Origin of the sequence: Streptomyces finlayi (genome assembly GCF_014216315.1) — a bacterium.
Classification (GTDB): Bacteria; Actinomycetota; Actinomycetes; order Streptomycetales; family Streptomycetaceae; genus Streptomyces; species Streptomyces finlayi_A.
On record NZ_CP045703.1, the window covers coordinates 121,303 to 138,870 of the forward strand.

The 17,568-nt window shown below is 69.3% G+C and carries 16 protein-coding genes and 1 pseudogene; 8 read left to right on the plus strand and 9 right to left on the minus strand.

Annotated elements, in window-relative coordinates; genetic code table 11:
* The first annotated feature begins 752 nt into the window (after positions 1 to 752).
* The 4 genes from F0344_RS34820 to F0344_RS34835 all read left to right on the plus strand — a co-directional run bounded on the left by F0344_RS34820 (position 753) and on the right by F0344_RS34835 (position 4,173).
* Positions 753 to 905, plus strand: coding sequence for a hypothetical protein (locus tag F0344_RS34820; protein ID WP_185303133.1), 153 nt, complete (start codon positions 753 to 755; stop codon positions 903 to 905).
* Between the two features lie 174 nt (positions 906 to 1,079).
* Positions 1,080 to 2,159 (plus strand): glucose-1-phosphate thymidylyltransferase, encoded by a 1,080-nt coding sequence (locus F0344_RS34825; RefSeq protein ID WP_185303134.1) that lies wholly within the window; start codon positions 1,080 to 1,082, stop codon positions 2,157 to 2,159.
* A gap of 380 nt (positions 2,160 to 2,539) precedes the next feature.
* A complete protein-coding gene (locus F0344_RS34830) occupies positions 2,540 to 3,883 on the plus strand; it encodes a cation:proton antiporter (protein ID WP_185303135.1) in 1,344 nt (447 codons plus the stop codon).
* Between the two features lie 101 nt (positions 3,884 to 3,984).
* Positions 3,985 to 4,173 (plus strand): transposase, encoded by a 189-nt coding sequence (locus F0344_RS34835; RefSeq protein WP_185303136.1) that lies wholly within the window; start codon positions 3,985 to 3,987, stop codon positions 4,171 to 4,173.
* Positions 4,174 to 4,275: 102 nt separating this feature from the next.
* Here the strand turns inward: F0344_RS34835 and F0344_RS36420 are convergent.
* Positions 4,276 to 4,554: pseudogene (locus tag F0344_RS36420) on the minus strand (transposase); the annotation flags it as partial.
* Between the two features lie 754 nt (positions 4,555 to 5,308).
* Here F0344_RS36420 and F0344_RS34840 point away from each other — a divergent pair.
* The gene (locus tag F0344_RS34840) at positions 5,309 to 5,911 is read left to right on the plus strand and encodes a dihydrofolate reductase family protein (protein WP_185303137.1); all 603 of its coding nucleotides are present in this window, start codon (positions 5,309 to 5,311) and stop codon (positions 5,909 to 5,911) included.
* Between the two features lie 470 nt (positions 5,912 to 6,381).
* Here the strand turns inward: F0344_RS34840 and F0344_RS34845 are convergent, their stop codons facing one another.
* From F0344_RS34845 to F0344_RS34875, 7 genes are all read right to left on the minus strand, one after another.
* A complete protein-coding gene (locus F0344_RS34845; RefSeq protein ID WP_185303138.1) occupies positions 6,382 to 6,837 on the minus strand; it encodes an SgcJ/EcaC family oxidoreductase in 456 nt (151 codons plus the stop codon).
* Between the two features lie 51 nt (positions 6,838 to 6,888).
* Entirely contained in the window at positions 6,889 to 7,344 is a 456-nt protein-coding gene (locus F0344_RS34850) for an SgcJ/EcaC family oxidoreductase (protein ID WP_185303139.1), read from the minus strand.
* A 32-nt stretch (positions 7,345 to 7,376) separates the two neighbouring features.
* The gene (locus F0344_RS34855; protein WP_185303140.1) at positions 7,377 to 7,859 is read right to left on the minus strand and encodes an SgcJ/EcaC family oxidoreductase; all 483 of its coding nucleotides are present in this window, start codon (positions 7,857 to 7,859) and stop codon (positions 7,377 to 7,379) included.
* A gap of 51 nt (positions 7,860 to 7,910) precedes the next feature.
* On the minus strand, positions 7,911 to 8,366 hold the full coding sequence (locus F0344_RS34860) for an SgcJ/EcaC family oxidoreductase (protein ID WP_185303139.1): 456 nt from the start codon (positions 8,364 to 8,366) through the stop codon (positions 7,911 to 7,913).
* A 546-nt stretch (positions 8,367 to 8,912) separates the two neighbouring features.
* Positions 8,913 to 10,499, minus strand: coding sequence for an MFS transporter (locus F0344_RS34865; RefSeq protein ID WP_185303141.1), 1,587 nt, complete (start codon positions 10,497 to 10,499; stop codon positions 8,913 to 8,915).
* Between the two features lie 194 nt (positions 10,500 to 10,693).
* Positions 10,694 to 11,875: an acyl-CoA dehydrogenase family protein gene (locus tag F0344_RS34870; protein ID WP_258050348.1), complete on the minus strand. Its 1,182-nt coding sequence runs from the start codon at positions 11,873 to 11,875 to the stop codon at positions 10,694 to 10,696.
* A gap of 52 nt (positions 11,876 to 11,927) precedes the next feature.
* On the minus strand, positions 11,928 to 13,376 hold the full coding sequence (locus F0344_RS34875; RefSeq protein WP_185303143.1) for a nucleotide disphospho-sugar-binding domain-containing protein: 1,449 nt from the start codon (positions 13,374 to 13,376) through the stop codon (positions 11,928 to 11,930).
* Positions 13,377 to 13,654: 278 nt separating this feature from the next.
* On the opposite strand from F0344_RS34875, the gene F0344_RS34880 reads away from it, so the two are divergent.
* The 3 genes from F0344_RS34880 (at position 13,655) to F0344_RS34890 (ending at position 17,187) form a co-directional block, all read left to right on the plus strand.
* Positions 13,655 to 14,320, plus strand: a complete 666-nt coding sequence (locus tag F0344_RS34880) for an O-methyltransferase (protein WP_185303144.1) — start codon at positions 13,655 to 13,657, stop codon at positions 14,318 to 14,320.
* Positions 14,321 to 14,323: 3 nt separating this feature from the next.
* Complete coding sequence (locus tag F0344_RS34885; protein ID WP_185303145.1) at positions 14,324 to 15,886, plus strand: 4-hydroxyphenylacetate 3-hydroxylase N-terminal domain-containing protein; 1,563 nt, start codon at positions 14,324 to 14,326, stop codon at positions 15,884 to 15,886.
* A gap of 62 nt (positions 15,887 to 15,948) precedes the next feature.
* On the plus strand, positions 15,949 to 17,187 hold the full coding sequence (locus F0344_RS34890; RefSeq protein WP_185303146.1) for a cytochrome P450 family protein: 1,239 nt from the start codon (positions 15,949 to 15,951) through the stop codon (positions 17,185 to 17,187).
* 132 nt (positions 17,188 to 17,319) lie between these two features.
* Here the strand turns inward: F0344_RS34890 and F0344_RS34895 are convergent, their stop codons facing one another.
* Positions 17,320 to 17,547, minus strand: a complete 228-nt coding sequence (locus tag F0344_RS34895) for a hypothetical protein (RefSeq protein WP_185303147.1) — start codon at positions 17,545 to 17,547, stop codon at positions 17,320 to 17,322.
* Positions 17,548 to 17,568: the final 21 nt, after the last annotated feature.

A 17,568-nucleotide genomic window follows, 5' to 3' on the forward strand; every position in this document is an offset into this window, starting at 1 on the left:
CGACGGAGTCGTCCCGGCGCCGGTCGCGTGGGGACGGGACGGCGGCCCGTGGGGCCGGGGTGAGGTCCGGGCGCGGATGACGGCGGTCCCGCGAGCGAGGACGGAAGACGTTCGCGGAGCGTCGCAAGGGCGTCATGGTGCGGGGTCCCTGCGGCCGATGACCGATGCGGGATGACGGGAGCGGTCGGCGGGGTGTCCGGGCCGCTCGGAGCCCGGCGTCCCCGGTGCGCCGGCTGGAGCGGCCGCATCCAGCATCCGCTCCGGGTGCCGGGTCGTGCCGGTGGCGAGCCCCCGAGTGACGAGCCGGGAAGCCCGGCGGACCCGGGAGGACTCCGGCCGGTGGGACACCGCTGAGCGATCCGGCGGAACGGTCCGGGAGCGCCCTGCGCGGCGTCAAGATCCCGCCCACAATGGCAAGTTGCCTAAGTTTGGTAAATAGTTGCCAGCTGGAAGACCGCCTCGCTAGCTTCGGCCTCACGTTCGACGCCGGTACCAGTGCTCGCTCCACCGAATCCCGAGGAGTCCCGATGGCGAAGCCGAGCCGCTCGCGGGGCCGGCGGGACGAGGACGCGGACCCGCTTCTCCAGGCGGGCACGTCCGCGGAACCCGAGGCCGCTGGCCGGACGACGGCGGCTCGGACGTGTCGTCCGCGGCCCTCCGCCCGTCTCCGGCGCGTATGCCGATCAGCGGCGGGAGCACCTCGGAGAGCTGGGCGATCAGGCTGGCGCGGAACCGCTGAAGGCAAGACCCCCATGAGCTACATCCGGCCCTTCAGGGCCACCCCGTCGAACACCTATACGGAGGCTCCCATGCGTACCGCCCTGCCCGCTGCTCAGCATGCCGACGGCCCCGGCAGTCCGATCCCCGACGGCCCCGGCGACCCCGGTGAACTCGACTGGCCCTGATCCGTTGAGCCGACGCGCGTCACCTGCGCTGCGGACGGCCCGGCTCTCCCCGGGCCGTCCGGCTGCCGCGCGCGGTGTTCACGGCACGCCAGGAGATGAGCCGCAGGGCGCCCGCGGGGTCGTATAAGGCCGGGCCCCTAACCGCCTGGCGACAGATTCTGGAGGCGATCGCTGGTGAAAGCACTTGTGCTGACGGGCGGATCAGGCGTCCGCCTCCGTCCGTTCACGTATTCCACGCCGAAACAGCTCATCCCCCTTGCGAACAAACCGGTCCTGGAGCACGTGGTCACCCACCTTCGCGAGCTGGGAGTGACGGAGATCTGCCTCCTCACCGGCGACTGGGCGGACGCCATCTCCGCGGTCATGGGGGACGGGTCCCGCCTCGGCGTGAGTCTCACTTATCTCCGCCAGGACCAGCCGCTGGGTCTGGCCCACGCGGTGCAGACCGCCCGTCCTTTCCTGGGCGACGACGACTTCCTGATGTATCTGGGCGACAACATCCTGGCCGATGCGGCCGGCAGGGTCGCCGAGATCGTCGCGGAGTTCCGGGAGCGCCGTCCCGCGGCGGGCCTGGTCGTGCAGAAGGTGGCTGACCCGCGCGCCTACGGCGTGGCCGAGGTGGACACCGACGGATCGGTGCTGCGGCTGGTGGAGAAGCCGCCACAGCCGCGCACCGACCTCGCAGTCGTGGGCCTGTACTACTTCACCGCGGCCATCCACGAGGCGACGGACGCCATCACGCCCAGCGCGCGGGGCGAGCTGGAGATCACCGACGCCGTGCAGTGGCTGATCGGCCGGGGAAGCGAGGTCGTCGCTCGCCGGTACAGCGGCTTCTGGAAAGACGTCGGCCAGGCCGTCGACGTCCTCCAGTGCAACCGGTGGCTGCTCGGCGAGCTGACCACCGACGTCAGGGGCGAGGTCGATCCGGTCAGCGAACTGTGTGGTCAGGTAGTCATCGAACCCGGCGCCCGGGTCGTCCGCTCCCGCATCGAAGGGCCGGCGATCATCGGGGAGGGCACGCTCATCGAGGACAGCTGGATCGGGCCGGGCACCTCCATCGGACGCGACTGCGTGGTGCGCGACACCTACCTGCTCGACTCGGTCGTGCTCCAAGGCGCCAGCATCCGCACGCCCCGTCGTCTGCACGGTTCCCTAGTCGGCCGGTTCGCCACGGTCGGCCCCGGCGAGCAGGGCGATCCCGGCCACCGCCTCATGATCGGTGACCATGCGCGGATCGAGATGACCGTTGCCTGAGGCACGGCTTCAGAACGGTTCCGGCGCCCCCAGCACCCGCCGAAGCCCCGTCCGGCGGCCGGAGGCCACCGGGGGACGCCGGCCGGCCGGACCACCCTGCCGCCCTCGACGCCGAGGCGAAGGTCCCGGCGACGCGCGGGCGGGGACGTGTCCGCCCGCGCCGTACGCCGTCGGCACGTCCGGCCGCCTGCCCACGCCGTCCGGCCCGGCGCCTGTCTCATGCTCCGTCCGGCCGCGCCCCTGATCCGAGGATGCCGTCGCCCGCCCGGAACGCGGCCTGCCGTCCGCGCCCTCGACCCGCTTCGAAGAGAGCCGATTCTCCGGACCCGTCGGCTCGCTCGACACCGACCGATGGCCGGACACATTCCTGAGGAGTTCTCGTGCTGGTAGCTCCGGTGCCGTCCATCGATTCCCACTCGCTGCTCATCTTCCTGCTCCAGGTGTGCACGCTCCTCTTCCTCGCCATCGTGATGGGCCGCCTGGCGGGGCGCGTGGGGATGCCTCCGATCGTGGGAGAGCTGACCGCGGGCGTCCTCGTGGGGCCGTCGCTGATGGGGTGGCTGGCGCCGGGTCTCTCCGGCTGGCTGCTGCCGGCCGATCCGGCGCAGACCCACATGCTCGACGCCGTCGGGCAGATCGCCGTCCTGCTCCTGGTGGGCCTCACCGGAGCCGAGGTCGACCTCGGCATGATGCGCCGCCGCGGCCGTACGGCCGTGCAGATCAGCCTGTCAGGGCTGATCATCCCCCTCGGGCTCGGCATCGCCGTGGGCTATCCGCTGGCGGGGATCCTCTCCCCCGGCGGGTCCGGCACGACGGTCTTCGCGCTCTTCCTGGGCGTCGCCATGTGCGTCAGCGCGATCCCTGTCATCGCCAAGACGCTCATGGACATGAACCTCATCCACCGAAACGTGGGCCAGCTGATGCTCATCGCCGGCATGATCGACGATGCCTTCGGATGGTTCATGCTGTCGATCGTCTCCGCGATGGCCGTCGGCGGTCTCGGTGGGGCTGACATCGCGCTCACGCTGGTGCGCATGCTGCTCGTCCTGCTCGTGGCGGTGCTGATCGGGCGTCCCCTCATCCGGACGGCTCTCCGGTGGCACACCGGCTCCCCGGAGCGAGTTGTCGCGATGGTCTCCGTGCTGATCCTGCTCGCCGCCGCCGGTACCCAGTCCCTCGAACTGGAAGCCGTCTTCGGGGCCTTCCTCTGCGGCCTCCTCATCGGCTCCTCCAAGGAGTTCACCCCGGAGCACACGAGCTCGCTCCGTACCGTCGTCGTCGGGGTACTGGCTCCGCTGTTCTTCGCCACCGCCGGACTGCGGGTCGACCTCAGGGCGCTGGCCCGGCTCGAGGTGCTGGCGGCTGCCCTGGCGGTACTCGTCGTCGCGGTCGTCGGCAAGTTCGCCGGGGCCTACATCGGAGCCCGGCTGAGCCGGATGAGCAAGTGGGAGGCGCTGGCGCTCGGCGCCGGGATGAACGCCCGCGGAGTGATCGAGGTCATCGTCGCGATGGTCGGCCTGCGGCTGGGGATCCTGGACACCACCACCTACACCATCGTGGTCCTCGTCGCCGTGGCGACCTCCGTGATGGCGCCGCCCCTGCTGCGCGTGGCCATGAGACGCGTCGAGCACACCGAGGAGGAACAACTCCGCCTGCGCTCGCGGGGCGAGGAGTGGAACGAGAACAGCCTCGTGGTCGAGGTCCGCGAGCCGAAAGGGCTGTGAGAGGGCGGCCGATGTAGCCGAATTGCCGCTTATGCCCTATTGGGTCTCATCGTGATCACCTTCAGCGTCCTGACCTGCCGCGACTGCCCCTTCCAGAAGCAGTGCACCAGGCCCTCGATGTCACCGGTATCCGCCGGGCCCGCTACCGCGGCCTGCCGAAAGTCCGCCTCCAGCACGCCTTCTCCGCCACCGCACTCAACGTGATCAGACTCGATGCCCACTGGACCGACAGCCCCCGCCGCACCCGCACCAGCCGCCTCGAACGCCTCGCCTACCGACTCACCGCATGACCCCCACGAATTGCGCAGCAGAGTCGACCCACCTCCCAAGACTCATCCCGCGAAGCATCGGAAATCTTCGTTGTCACGACTCTGGTAATGCTTCAGCGAATCCTCATCTCCGCTGCTGAAGACCACTCGTCCGGCTGCAAGTTGCTGCGTGTCCAGCACCACCAGGGTCGGGGTCCAATCGGCGGGCCTTCTCACGGACCCGGCAGCGCAGCAGTCCATGGATGACCTGGTCGGTCCCGTCGTCGCGCCACGCGGCGAAGTAGTAGTACGTCGCACTCTTTGGCGGCAGATCGTGGGGTGGTAGGCCCACTGGCAGCCGTTCCGACCCTGGCAGAAAATCGCGTTCACGATCTCCCGCATCGCGTAGGCCGCGCGAGCACCCTCACGGACCACCCGCCCCGCTCCCGGCCCGTCCGCTCCCCTCGTGCCCGAGCCCCCACCCCACCGGCGTCCGGAGACGTCCCCGGCTCCGTCCTGCCTGTGGACGCATGCCTCGCCGGAGGACGGTTCGTCAGCTCCGGACGGCACCGCTGACCGGGCCTCCCGGTCCGCCACCGCTGACCGGAACCGACCCCGACCGCCGACCGGTGCGCGGTCGGACCGGTGCGCACGAGACACTTCACGCCTCCCGCGCATCATTTCGCCGACTGCGAGCACACTCCCCGAAGGGCGACGGGAAGCGGTGCGGGGGCGACATGGCCAGCCGGCTCCACCGGGTACCGGACCCCTCTCGGGACGGCGACACAGCGCCCTCGAACGCACTTGCCCTATTCGGTCGTGCTTGTCGACCCGCTGCTTCCGGGGTTCGCACGATGGGGTGATCGCCGTGCGCGGATGGCCGGAGCTTACCGAGCCGTTGGTACGTTCAAGGTGCCCGGCCTCGGACGCGGTCAGTTCTGGATGCCCCGACCTGGACGCCGACCATCGGCGGTGAGCTCACAACCGGGGCGGTCTCCGCTCCTGTCCGCCGGTTCTGCCGCGCCCCTGCACTTCCCGGGGCGGAGGAACGTGCGACACCGGGTCGTCGACAGCCCGGTCGAGTCCGCGGACACCGTCGCAGACATCCAGACATCGGTTTAGGCCACATCCTCGACTCGCACGGCACCGGGCACGACACCAACGCAAGGAGCACGAAATGACAGAGCAGAGCACCGGCCGCAGGGTCATCACCAACATGAGCCTCTCCCTCGACGGCCGCTACGCCAAGCCGGACGACCCGCAGGACATGGGCTGGGTCATGCCGTACGCGCACACCGACGTCGCCCGCGACCTCATGACCAGCCTCCACGAGCAGGCGACGACGGCCCTGCTCGGGCGGGTCAACGCCGAGGGGTTCCTGAGTTTCTGGCCCACGGTCCTCGACACGGAGGACGCCGACCCGCGTGACAAGGCCTTTGCCAAGTGGCTCGTCGACACAGACAAGGTGGTCCTCTCCTCGACCCTCGGCGACGCGCCCTGGGAGCGGACGACAGTCGTCGACAAGCCGACCACCGAGGTGGCCGCCGACCTCAAGGCCGCCGAGGGCGGCGACATCCTCGTGCTCTCCAGCGCGAGCGTCATCAAGGCCCTGCTGGCTGCCGACCGCGTCGACCGGCTGGCACTCACGGTCTTCCCCGTCTTCCTCGGCGGCGGGCCGCGCCTCTTCGACGACGGCTTGCCCGAGGGACAGTGGGAGCTTGTCAGCCAGGCCGCCGGCGAGTACGGCGCCATGGCTCTCGTCTACGACCGGGTCCGCTGACCCTGCGGACCCGGGCATCCGGGGGTTCCGATGGCCAGCGCCTCACCGGGGCCGACCGCTCGGTGAGGTGATCGCGCACCTCCGGCGCGGTCCGCGGACCGCGCCGGGATGATGCCGATCCTCCTCGCTCAGGACCGGCGGCACCCCGCGGCGGTGCGGGGACGGCGCGCCCCTGCTCGGACGGGAACCGTGAAATCGGTGTCACGGGCCGTCCTCTGGCCGGAACGGCCGGCCTGCGGACATCGCGGCCGATGAGATGCGGTGCCGTCCGGGACCTCGAAGGTCCGCCGGTGACGCGCGCGCCGCCCCGGACGTCGCGGTCCGGTGTCGGGCCGCAGGACGGCGCCGGCGCGGGGAAGCGGAGACGACGCGTGGGCGGGCCCCGTCCGCGAGAGCGTCAGGCGCGCCCAGACGGGGGCAGCTCCGCCACGCCGGACGCGCTCAGGGGGGGGCGGGCTTCCTGACCCCGGTCAGCTCTTGAGCGGGCTCGTCTGGCGGCAGCTGACCTGCCAGTCGCCGTCCCGCTTGACGAGGACCCACATCGCCCGGTACTCGGCCTCGGGAGCCCAGGTCTCGGCCGACTCGGCGACCTGCCCGCCCTGTGTGACGGCGAGCGCGACGTCCGGGGCGAGCATCTTGACCTCCAGCGGCTCCTCGGGGATCCGTGTACCGCGGTACTGCTCCCGGAAGGCCTCCCTCAGGTGCTCCCTGATCTGTTCACGGCTCGTGAGCTGCTCGTCACCCAGGAGCAGGCTGCCGTTCTCCGTGAACATACCGGCGACCGCGTCGGCGTCCTGGGACTCCCACGCCGCCCGGACACGGAGGGGCGCGGTGTACGCGGCGCCCTCCTCGCCGTTGGAGAACGAACCGTAGTTGCTGGCCCACTGCTTGGCCTGGTCGACCAGAGTCGTCGCCTTCGTGGACATGTGTGTTCTCCCTGGTTGTGGGTGTGGGTTGTGGGGTGGGGGTTCGGGTCGTCACCAGCGCAGCGTCGCGCCCGCGCCGCGTGGGCTGTTCTGGTAGCCGGCCAGCTTCCACTCGCTGTCCCGCTTGACGAGCACCCATGTCGAGCGCACCGCGAGCTCGGGGGCGATCTCGTTCTCTCCCGGCGCCAGAATGCCGCCGTGTGTACGCAGCAGGGCGACGTCGTCGCTGACGAACCGCACGTCGACGGGCTGGCCCGTCACGCCCGTTCCCTTGAACGGTCCGGAGTAGGCGGCCGCCATGAAGGAGCGGATCTCCTCCCGGCCCTTCTTGAGCACGTCACCGGGCAGGATCAGGATGCCGTCCTCGGTGAACTGATCGGCCACTCCGTCCGCGTCGTTCCTCGACCACGCGGCGACCAGGCGCAGCGGAACCGCCAGGGCCTCCTTCTCACGCTCACTGGTGAACGCGCCGTAATAGGCATCCAGTTCGGAACCCACAACAGTCATCACAACCTCCACATCGACAGAACGGGTGTAACTCAGCCCTTGACCGGGCTGCTCTGGTGGGACAGCAGCCGGGGTGTGCCGTCGGCCTCCCTGACGATCACCCACATCGCCCGGATCTCCCGCTCGGGGGAGACAGCCGTTCCGCCGGCCGGGATGATCCCTCCCTCGGTGATCACCATGGCGGCGTCATCGCTGAGGAAGGTCACCAGGATCGGGCCGCCGCTCACCCTGGCCCCCTTGTACGGGCCGGCGAAACCCGCGGCCATGAAGGAGCGGATCTGCTCGCGGCTCGTCAGCTGCTCGTCCTGCATAAGCAGGCTGCCGTTCCCGGCGAACAGGTCAGCGAACGCGTCCGCGTCGTTGGCCGCCCAGGCGGCCTGTATCCGCACTGCTACGGAGAGCACCGCCTTCTCGTCCTCGCGGGTGAACTCCCGGTAGTACGAGTGGTCCTCCTCGACACCGTCGGCGGCGAGCAGCTCTGAGGCGTTGCCCCATGTGGGGACTGCGGTGGACATGTGTGTTCTCCCTGGTTGTGGGTGTGGGTTGTGGGGTGGGGGTTCGGGTCGTCACCAGCGCAGCGTCGCGCCCGCGCCGCGTGGGCTGTTCTGGTAGCCGGCCAGCTTCCACTCGCTGTCCCGCTTGACGAGCACCCATGTCGAGCGCACCGCGAGCTCGGGGGCGATCTCGTTCTCTCCCGGCGCCAGAATGCCGCCGTGTGTACGCAGCAGGGCGACGTCGTCGCTGACGAACCGCACGTCGACGGGCTGGCCCGTCACGCCCGTTCCCTTGAACGGTCCGGAGTAGGCGGCCGCCATGAAGGAGCGGATCTCCTCCCGGCCCTTCTTGAGCACGTCACCGGGCAGGATCAGGATGCCGTCCTCGGTGAACTGATCGGCCACTCCGTCCGCGTCGTTCCTCGACCACGCGGCGACCAGGCGCAGCGGAACCGCCAGGGCCTCCTTCTCACGCTCACTGGTGAACGCGCCGTAATAGGCATCCAGTTCGGAACCCACAACAGTCATCACAACCTCCACATCGACGAGATACAAGCGGACCTATCGAACACCTCTGGAAGAGAGTCGCTCCTCCATGAGGGCGGGGACATCTCTTGAGTTGCGGACTGGGGGCCGACCCGCGGCGCCCGGCGGGCGCACGGCGACAGCCACGGCATCTCGCCGCGTCCCGGAGCGCCGGGACACGACCGGGAGGCGGACGTCCCTCCCTCCCTCTCGGGGCGTACCGCACCGGACGCCGGGCGGTGATCCACCAGGCGTCGCGGGGACGGTCCTCGCCTCCGCCGGGTTCGGTGGACCGGCCGGGAGGCCGCCGGGGCAGCCCGGCGGGTGCATTCGGTCAGGTCCGGGTTCCGGCCGGGGCTGCCGCCGTACTGCCGGAGCACCCGGATCGGCGCTCGGTCACCACCGTTGCGGACGTCGGCGGCGCGGCCCCGGCCGCACGGAACCGGGCCGTGCGGCCCCTGGCCGGTACCGGAGACACGGCGGGCCGGACCCCGCGCTCGCGGGATCCGGCCTGCCTGTCTCGGGGTCGCGGGGCTCGATGCCCGTGGGTCAGGTGCTCGCGTCGGCCTTCTCGTCCGCGTCGGCCGCCGTGTCGTCGGTCGGCGGTGCGGGCGGCGGTGCCAGTGCCGGGATGTGCCGAATCGTGGCGTACGCGAGCACCGCGAGGGCGAGGAACGCGAGGGTGCAGATCGCGGCGGTGGAGTTCAGCGCGGTGGTGAAGGCGCTCTGTGCGGCGGTGAGGATGTCGCCCGCCACCTCCGGGGGCTGCTGGCCCGCCTCCGCGGCCGCACTGGCGATGCTCTCCCGTGCCCCGTCCGCTGCCTCGGCGGGCACGTCGTCGGGCAGAGTCAGCGAGTTGGTGTAGAACCCGGTGGCGATGGTGCCCATGGTGGCGATGCCCAGTGCGACGCCCAGTTCACCGCCGGTCGACTGCAGTGACGCGGCCGATCCCATGCGCTCGGGCGGAGCGGCACCCATGACGACCTGGTTGACCAGGACACCGATCGGGCTTCCACCGAGGTAGATGATGCTGGAGCCGATGATCAGCATCGTCGTGCCGCCGACGACCTCCACCTGGGTCAGGAGGAACATGCCGATCGACGCGATGACGAGACCGGTCATCAGGATCACACCCGGCCGTACCTTCTGGCTGATCGGAGTGGTCAGCTGGATCCCGACGATCATCACGCCGGAGGGGATCAGCAGCCACAACGCGGTCTCCAGCGCCGAGTAGCCCCCGACGATCTGCAGGAACTGGGTGATCAGCAGGCCCATTCCACCCTGGATCATGGCGAACAGCAGTCCGAGCACCAATCCGCCACTGACGGTGCGGATGGCGAACAGACTCAGGTCGAGCAGCGGGTTCTCCAGCCGGCGCTGTCGCATGACGAATGCGACGCCGCACGCCAGGCCGAGCACGAACACGACGACCGGAACGGGCGACCAGCCGTGGCTCACCGTCTCCTTGAGGCCGTAGATCACCGGCAGGATCGTGAGCAGGGACAGAAGCACGCTCAGCAGGTCCAGCTTGCCCGCCATGGGGTTCTTGATGTCCGGAAGCAGCTTCGGGCCGGCGATGAGCAGGACGGCCATGACGGGCACGGCGACCAGGAACACCGAGCCCCACCAGAAGGCGCCGAGCAGCAGACCGCCGATGGCCGGGCCGATGGCGATCCCGGCGAGCATCGAGGTCGCCCAGACCCCGATCGCCGCGCTCATCTGCTTGGGGTTCTGGAACATCGTCATGATGAACGCCAGCGTCGACGGCATGATCGTGGCGCCGGCGATGCCCAGCAGGGCACGGACGACGATCAGCATCTCCGGGCTCGTCGAGTAGGCGGCGACCACCGACAGTATGCCGAAGGCCGTCGCTCCGACCAGCAGGACCCTGCGCCTGCCGACGCGGTCGCCGAGCGTGCCCATAGTGACCAGGAAACCCGCGATGAGGAATCCGTAGACGTCGGTGATCCACAACTCCTGCGTGTTGGACGTGTGAAGGTCCGCGGAGATGTGCGGCAGTGCCAGGAAGAGGGCGGTGATGTCCATAGCCGCCATGAAGGTGGGCAGCGCGAGCACGACCAGCGCCCACCACTGCCGCCGTCCGGCGCTGGGTGGCGCTACGCCTGTGACGGTCATTTTTTCTCCTAACCAAATGGCACCAGCCATTCGAAATTCGGACCATTGCTGTACTGCGTGCGGTGCCCGCAGGGAAACTGGCAGTGCACTGGCGTGATCCTCCCAGGCTCCAAACGGCGCGACAACTTCCGTATTGCGGAGTCCTGTTGCGAATGGTGGTCGGCCGACGGCCGTCGTGACGGCGCGGACCGCCGTCAGATGTAGGGCGTGTCCGGTTCCAGGCCGCAGAGCACCCGGCCGTAGAGCTCGGCGTTGGTGGCCGGATTGATCAGGGCGTGCAGCGCCGCGGCACGCAGATCGTTGGCGATCCGCTGGATCGGCACGTCCCGGTACACCGACGACCCGCCGCTGGCGGCCGCGAAGGTCTCCACGGCCGACTGGGCGAGGGCGCAGACCGTGCCGACGTCGGCACGGGCCCGCGCGCGTTCCTCCAGTTTCCACGGAGTGCTGTCGGCGGCCTTGGCGTCCACCGTCGCGGCGAGGCGGACCGCGTGGAACCTCGCCTGATCGATCTTCTGCGCCGCTTCGGCGACCTGCAGGTGGGTGACCGGCGCGGAGTGCTGGCTCTCGTAGCCGGTGTAGGTGATCTTGCGGCCGGGCAGGCGCTCCAGGAAGGCCTCCTGCCCCGCCCTGGCGAGACCGACCAGCGTGCCCACCGTCGACGCGGTGGCGACCGGCAGCAGAGGTGTCCGGTACATGGGGATCAGTGCGCTGGTCACCGAGGAGGACCTGCCCTCCAGTACCGCGGGCAGCGGCACGACGCGGTCCGCGGGGACGAACAGGCCGTCGGCGATCGTCGTGATGCTGCCGCTGCCCTTCAGGCCGTTGGCGTACCAGTCGTCGACGGTTGCCAGGTCCGACATCGGCACCAGGGCCATCACCGGGTACGGCTCACCGTCCCGGGGGAAGAGGACCGAGATGATCACCTGCCACTGGGCGTGGTGGGCACCTGAGATGAATCCCCATCTGCCGTTGACGACGATGCCGCCGGGAGCCGGCTCGGCGACCGCCGACGGGCTCAGCGTGCCGCACACCCTCGTGTCGGGCGTGGTGAACACCTCGTCCTGTACAGAGTCCGGGAACATGCCGACCATCCAGCCCGGGATGGAGCAGACCTGCGCCACCCAGGCGGCGGAGCCGTCGCCGCGGCCGAGTTCCGTGGTGACGTCGACGAGTGTGCGGGTATCCGACTCGTAGCCGCCGTAGCGGGCCGGCACGCGCATACGGAACACACCGGCGTCGGTGAGGGCCTCGATCACCTCCGGCGACAGCCGCCGCTCCTCGTCCGCGCGGGCGGAGCTCGCCCGCAGCAGCGGGACCAACGCGGCGACGCGGGCTACGAGTTCTTCCCGCTCCGGTATTTTCGTGGTCGGCACAGTGCCTCCAGATGGGTCGCTTCGCGACGTGGGGTGGGTGCGGGGGCGGTGTTCAGAGTCGGCGGTTCTGGACGACGAACTTCTCGAGGTCCGGGATGATGTCGCTCGGACTGGGCATCGCGAGCCACTCGTTGCGCAGGTCGACCGCCGCATGGTGGCGGGCCGGATCGTGGGCGGTGCGCCAGATCAGCTCGCGTATCTCCTCGACACTCTGCGCGCGGTGGTCGAGCCGGTCGCCGACGCCCTTGGAGATGACGAAGTCCGACACCGGGGTCGCCTCGATCTTCTTGGCCGGCAGCTCCCAGTGGAAGCCGGCCGACTCCGTCTCCTCGCGGACGCCCGCCTCGTAGCCGTTGCGGTACGTGCCGGTGCGCAGCTGGTCCGGTTCGTTCTCGACCAGTTTCAGCAGGACCGACTCGCCCTTGATGTCGCAGACGAGCTGCGGTACCTGGAAGGCGACCGCCGAGGCGTAGGTGCCGTTGCCGCCGTGGTGGATCAGGGTCGAACACGTCGGCATCAGCGCGGGCAGCGGCACCCAGTCGAAGGTGCGCACGTTGCCCGGTATCTTCTCAACGTCGGCCAGCTGCATCTTGTCGAGCGTGGCGATGAACTCGAGGTCGTCGAGACCCTCGCACGCCTTGAGGATCTTCGGCGCGCGGTCCCAGTCACCGGGAACGAACCTGCGTGTCGACTCGCCGAGCGACAGCGCCACCCGGCGCGTACCCCGCCGGCCGCAGCAGTCGCAACGGGTCTGCTCGGGGCGCTCGTGCAGCCAGCCCGACGACACCTGCGGGTCCACGTACGGCACCTGCCGCATCGGCAGCTTCTTCGTGGTCGTGGGCAGCCGGAAGTCCTCCAGCATGGGATCGACCGTCCACTGTCCGACGAGCAGTTCCCGGTCGACCTCAAGCCCGTACTTCTCAGCCAGCGGCGCCAGCAGGGTCGCGAGAGGGTTCTCGTCCAGGCCTGCGGCGCGCAGCGCGTCCGCGTTCTCTGCCAGGCGGTCGAGGGACCAGCCGAACTGGTCCTGGCTGATCAGCAGACGTGCGTGGGCGGCGCCTGACACCTTGCCCGCGACTCCTCCGGCTGGGTGGGTTGGGTCCCAGAGGATCAGGTCGGGCTTCCAGGTCCTGGCGAAGTCGACGAGGTCGCTCGCCTCGTCGCGGTCCACCCGCACGTAGTCCGATATCGGGTTCAGCAGGTACTGGAAGAACACGATCCAGTGCTCACGGTCCTCCTCGGACAGCCCCATCGCGTCGGCGTACTTCAGCACCAGGTCAGGGTGCGAGGGCTGGCTGCAGTCCTCGGTGAGCCGGACGGGCACCTGCTCCGGGTTGCCGAGGGGAACGGGGGTGATACCCGTACCCAGAATCATCTCCGCGGCGCTGTGGTGGGTCGCGATCCGCACCTCGTGGCCGGCGCTCTGCAGGGCCCACGCCAGCGGCACCACCGGGTACAGGTGAGCGTAGGAGTTCGGGTAAATGGTGAACAGGACACGCATGAGCGTCCTCCAATCGGCGGCAGGGTCCCACCACCTTCCGCACGGGCAAGCGAACTTCTCGATTCTCGGACCGTCCGTCCCGCCCCCGCATCTCTCCGCGTGCGTACCAGGGAACCCGGAGCATCCCGGAAGACACGGCCGCCCGGAAGGAGCCCGCCGGCCACCCGTCCCCTCCTCCGCGCGGACAGGCCCGTTCAGTGCACGCAAAGAGATGCGGCCCCACGCGGCCCCGCCCGAGACTGGCGGACGGACATTCGACCAGCACTGTGGGAGGCCGCATGAGTACGTTCCGGGTCGACGAGCACGCCAGCAACTACATCGTCTCCTCGTGCACGCAACCGGACCGGGTCGTCACGGCGGTGATCAACGACACCCAGGAACTCGGCGATCTGTACGAGATGCTGACCCCGGTGGAACAGGCCGGATTCCTCACCACGCTCGCCAAGACGATGGCGCCGCGCACGGTCATCGACATCGGTACGTTCACCGGCCTGTCGGCCATGTGCTTCGCCCGGGGCCTCGCGCCGGGCGGGCGGGTCTACACCTGCGACGTGACCGAGGACTGGATCCACATCGCCCGCAAACACTGGGAAGCGGCCGGGGTCGCCGACTGCATCCAGTTCGTGCTCGGACCCGCGCGCAAGACACTGCCCAAACTCGTCCGGGACGGCGAGGCCGACATGGTCTTCGTGGACGCGGACAAGTTGTCCTACCCGCACTACGTGGCGACGGCCGCCCGACTGCTGCGCTCCGGAGGCCTGCTGATCCTGGACAACGTCCTGCTGAACGGCACGGTCTTCGCACCGGAGGAGGTCGAGGACGACCTGCGGCGCTACGCGGCCGAGACGCTGCGCGAGGTCAACGCGAAGCTCGCCGTGGACGAGCGGTTCGAGACCGTGATGCTGCCCTTCGCCGACGGCGTGACGCTCGCCCGGAAGATCTGAGCCATGGACGACGATGCATGCGACCGCAGCAGCGCTGACGGACCCGGCGGCGCCGCGGCCGGGGAGCGCAGGCGCACCCGCCCGCTGACCGGCGACGAGTACATCGAGAGCCTGCGTGACAGCCGCGAGATCTACATCTACGGCGAGCGGGTCAAGGACGTCACCGAGCACGTGGCGTTCCGCAACCCGATCCGCATGACCGCGCGCCTCTACGACGCCCTGCACGACCCGGCGACGAAGGACGTGCTGACCGCGCCCACCGACACCGGCAGCGACGGCTACACGCACCGGTTCTTCCGTACGCCGCACAGCGTCGAGGACATGGTCGCCGATCAGCGGGCGATCGCCGAGTGGGCGCGGATCGGCTACGGCTGGATGGGCCGCAGCCCCGACTACAAGGCGTCGTTCCTCGGCACGCTCGGGGCGAACGCCGAGTTCTACAAGCCGTTCGACGACAACGCGCGCCGCTGGTACCGCGAGTCGCAGGAGAAGGTCCTCTACTGGAACCACGCGCTGGTCAATCCGCCGGTGGACCGCAAGCTCCCGCCCGACCAGGTCAGGGACGTCTTCGTCCACGTGCGCAAGGAGACCGACGCCGGCCTGGTCGTGAGCGGGGCCAAGGTGGTCGCGACCGGGTCGGCCCTCACTCACTACAACTTCATCGCCCACTACGGGCTCCCCGTCAAGAAGCGAGAGTTCGCCCTGGTGGCCACGATCCCCATGGACGCCAAGGGGATGAAACTCATCTGTCGTCCGTCCTACACGAAGCAGGCGTCGGCGACGGGCTCGCCTTTCGACTACCCGCTCTCCTCACGGCTGGACGAGAACGACACGATCCTGATCCTCGACAACGTGCTGATCCCGTGGGAGAACGTGTTCGTCTACGGCGATCTTGGCAAGGCCCAGACGTTCACGGGCGAGTCGGGCTTCATCGAGCGCTCGACGTTCCAGGGCTGCACGCGTCTCGCGGTGAAGCTCGAGTTCATAGCCGGCCTGCTGTCCAAGGCGCTGGAGATCACCGGCACCGAGGACTTCCGCGGAGTGCAGACCAGGGTCGGTGAGGTCCTCGCCTGGCGGAACCTCTTCTGGGGCCTGTCGGACGCGGCGGCGCGCAACCCGGTGCCCTGGCGCAACGGGGCGCTGCTGCCCAACCCGCAGTACAGCCAGGCGTACCGGTGGTTCACCCAGATCGGGTACCCGCGGGTGCGGGAGATCGTGCTGCAGGATGTGGCGAGCGCGCTGATCTACGTCAACTCCAGCGCGGACGACTTCGCGAACCCGAACATCCGCGGCTACCTCGACACGTACCTGCGCGGCTCCAACGGGATAGACGCCGTGACGCGCTCCAAGGTCATGAAACTCCTGTGGGACTCGGTCGGCACGGAGTTCGCGGGACGGCACGAGCTGTACGAGCGCAACTACGCGGGCAACCACGAGAACACTCGGATCGAACTGCTGTTCAGTCAGCTCGCGTCCGGGCAGATGGACGACTACCGCGGCTTCGTAGACAAGTGCCTCGCCGAGTACGACCTCGACGGGTGGACCGTGCCGGACCTGTCCCGCTAGGACGTCCGGGCGAGCCGGTCACCTGATACCCGATATGAAGACTTAGTCCTGAGGAGAGAACGATGTCTGAGCGAGACGGCGACCCGATCGCGCTGGCCGCGACCGAACTGACCGACCCGGTGGCTCTGCTCGAGAGGGTCGGCAGCGACAAGCCGGTGCACAAGGTACTGCTGCCCGACGGCATGCCCGGCTGGCTGGTGACCGGGTACAAGGAAGCTCGCCGCGCCCTGTCGGACCCGCGCCTGGCGCGCAGCAACGTGCACGCAGGCGGGAGTCTGCAGAAGTACCTCGCCCTGTACAACGACGAGTTCTTCCGCCACTCGATGGTCTTCAACGACCGACCGCGGCACACCAGAATGAAAAAGCTCGTCTCCCAGGCCTTCACTCCGCGGTACCTCGAGAACCTGCGGCCCAAGGTCCAGCGGATCACCGACGAGCTGATCGACGCGATCGCGTCCGCGGGCGAGACCGAGGTCATCGAGTCGCTCGCGGTCCCGCTGCCGAACTCGGTCATCTGCGACTGGTTCGGCGTGCCGATGTCCGACCGGGAGGAATTCCGGTACTACTGCGGCGTCGTGACCGGCCTCTCGGTGAGTTCCGACGAGAAGGAGCTGGCCCAGGCGGGCAAGTACTTCGACCGGTACCTCGGTGAACTGATCAAGCACCGTCAGTTCGACAGTGACGGGGACGGGGACGACATGATCTCCGCGATCTTGCACGGGCAGGAGGACAACGCCACGCTGTCGGACATCGAACTGCGGGCGAACATCTTTCTGATGCTGACCGGCTCGGTGGAGACCGCCGTGAACATGATCGCCAACGGCCTGCTTGCCCTGATACGCAACCCCGAGCAGACCGCCCGGCTGCGCGCGGACCCGTCGCTGATCCCCCAAGCGGTCGAGGAGATGCTGCGGATCGACCCGCCGGTGGTGACCGTGGCCTATCACTTCGCGAAGGACACCGTCACGATCGGCGACGTCGTGGTCGAGCCGGGCGAGCACGTGGTGATCTCGTTGCCGGCGACGAACTACGACGTCCGCGAGTTCCCCGAGCCGGCCAAGTTCGACATCGACCGGCAGAAGCCGCACCTGTCGTTCAGCCACGGCATCCACTTCTGCCTCGGCGCGCCACTGGCCCGGCTGGAGGGCGACGTCTTCTTCACCACCTTGCTGAACCGCTTGCAGGACATCGAACTGGCGGTGCCGGAGTCGAGTCTGGAGTGGAAGCCGAGCTACTTCGTGCACCGCCTGCAGGCCCTGCCGGTCCGGTACACCGCCTCCGCGGCCCACGTCGCCCCCTAATGGCAATGCCGTTCGGTTAGCCGTCCGGCGGGCTTGGCAATGCGTTGACCTTGATGTTGACGGTGGTCCTGTGGGTTCGGTGGTCGGTGGTGCGGCCGACGGCGCGGTACCTGGAGCTGATCGCTCGTTTCTTCACGCGGGGCCGGGACCGGTCCCGGCGGGCGGTAGGAGGCCGTTGAGTATGGCGGTGCCGATCCGGCCGACGAGGTCGATCCGGGTGTGGGCGATGATGCACCCGCCGGGCAGCGTCGTGCCGCCGCCGTCACCGGCAGCGCCACCCCCACGGCTCCCGAGCCGGGGGTGCGGCGCCGCCGCCCGGCCCGCACGGAGGAAGAAGCACACCTCGCGCCCTCGCCCCACGATGGGTTCACAGGCTGCTGT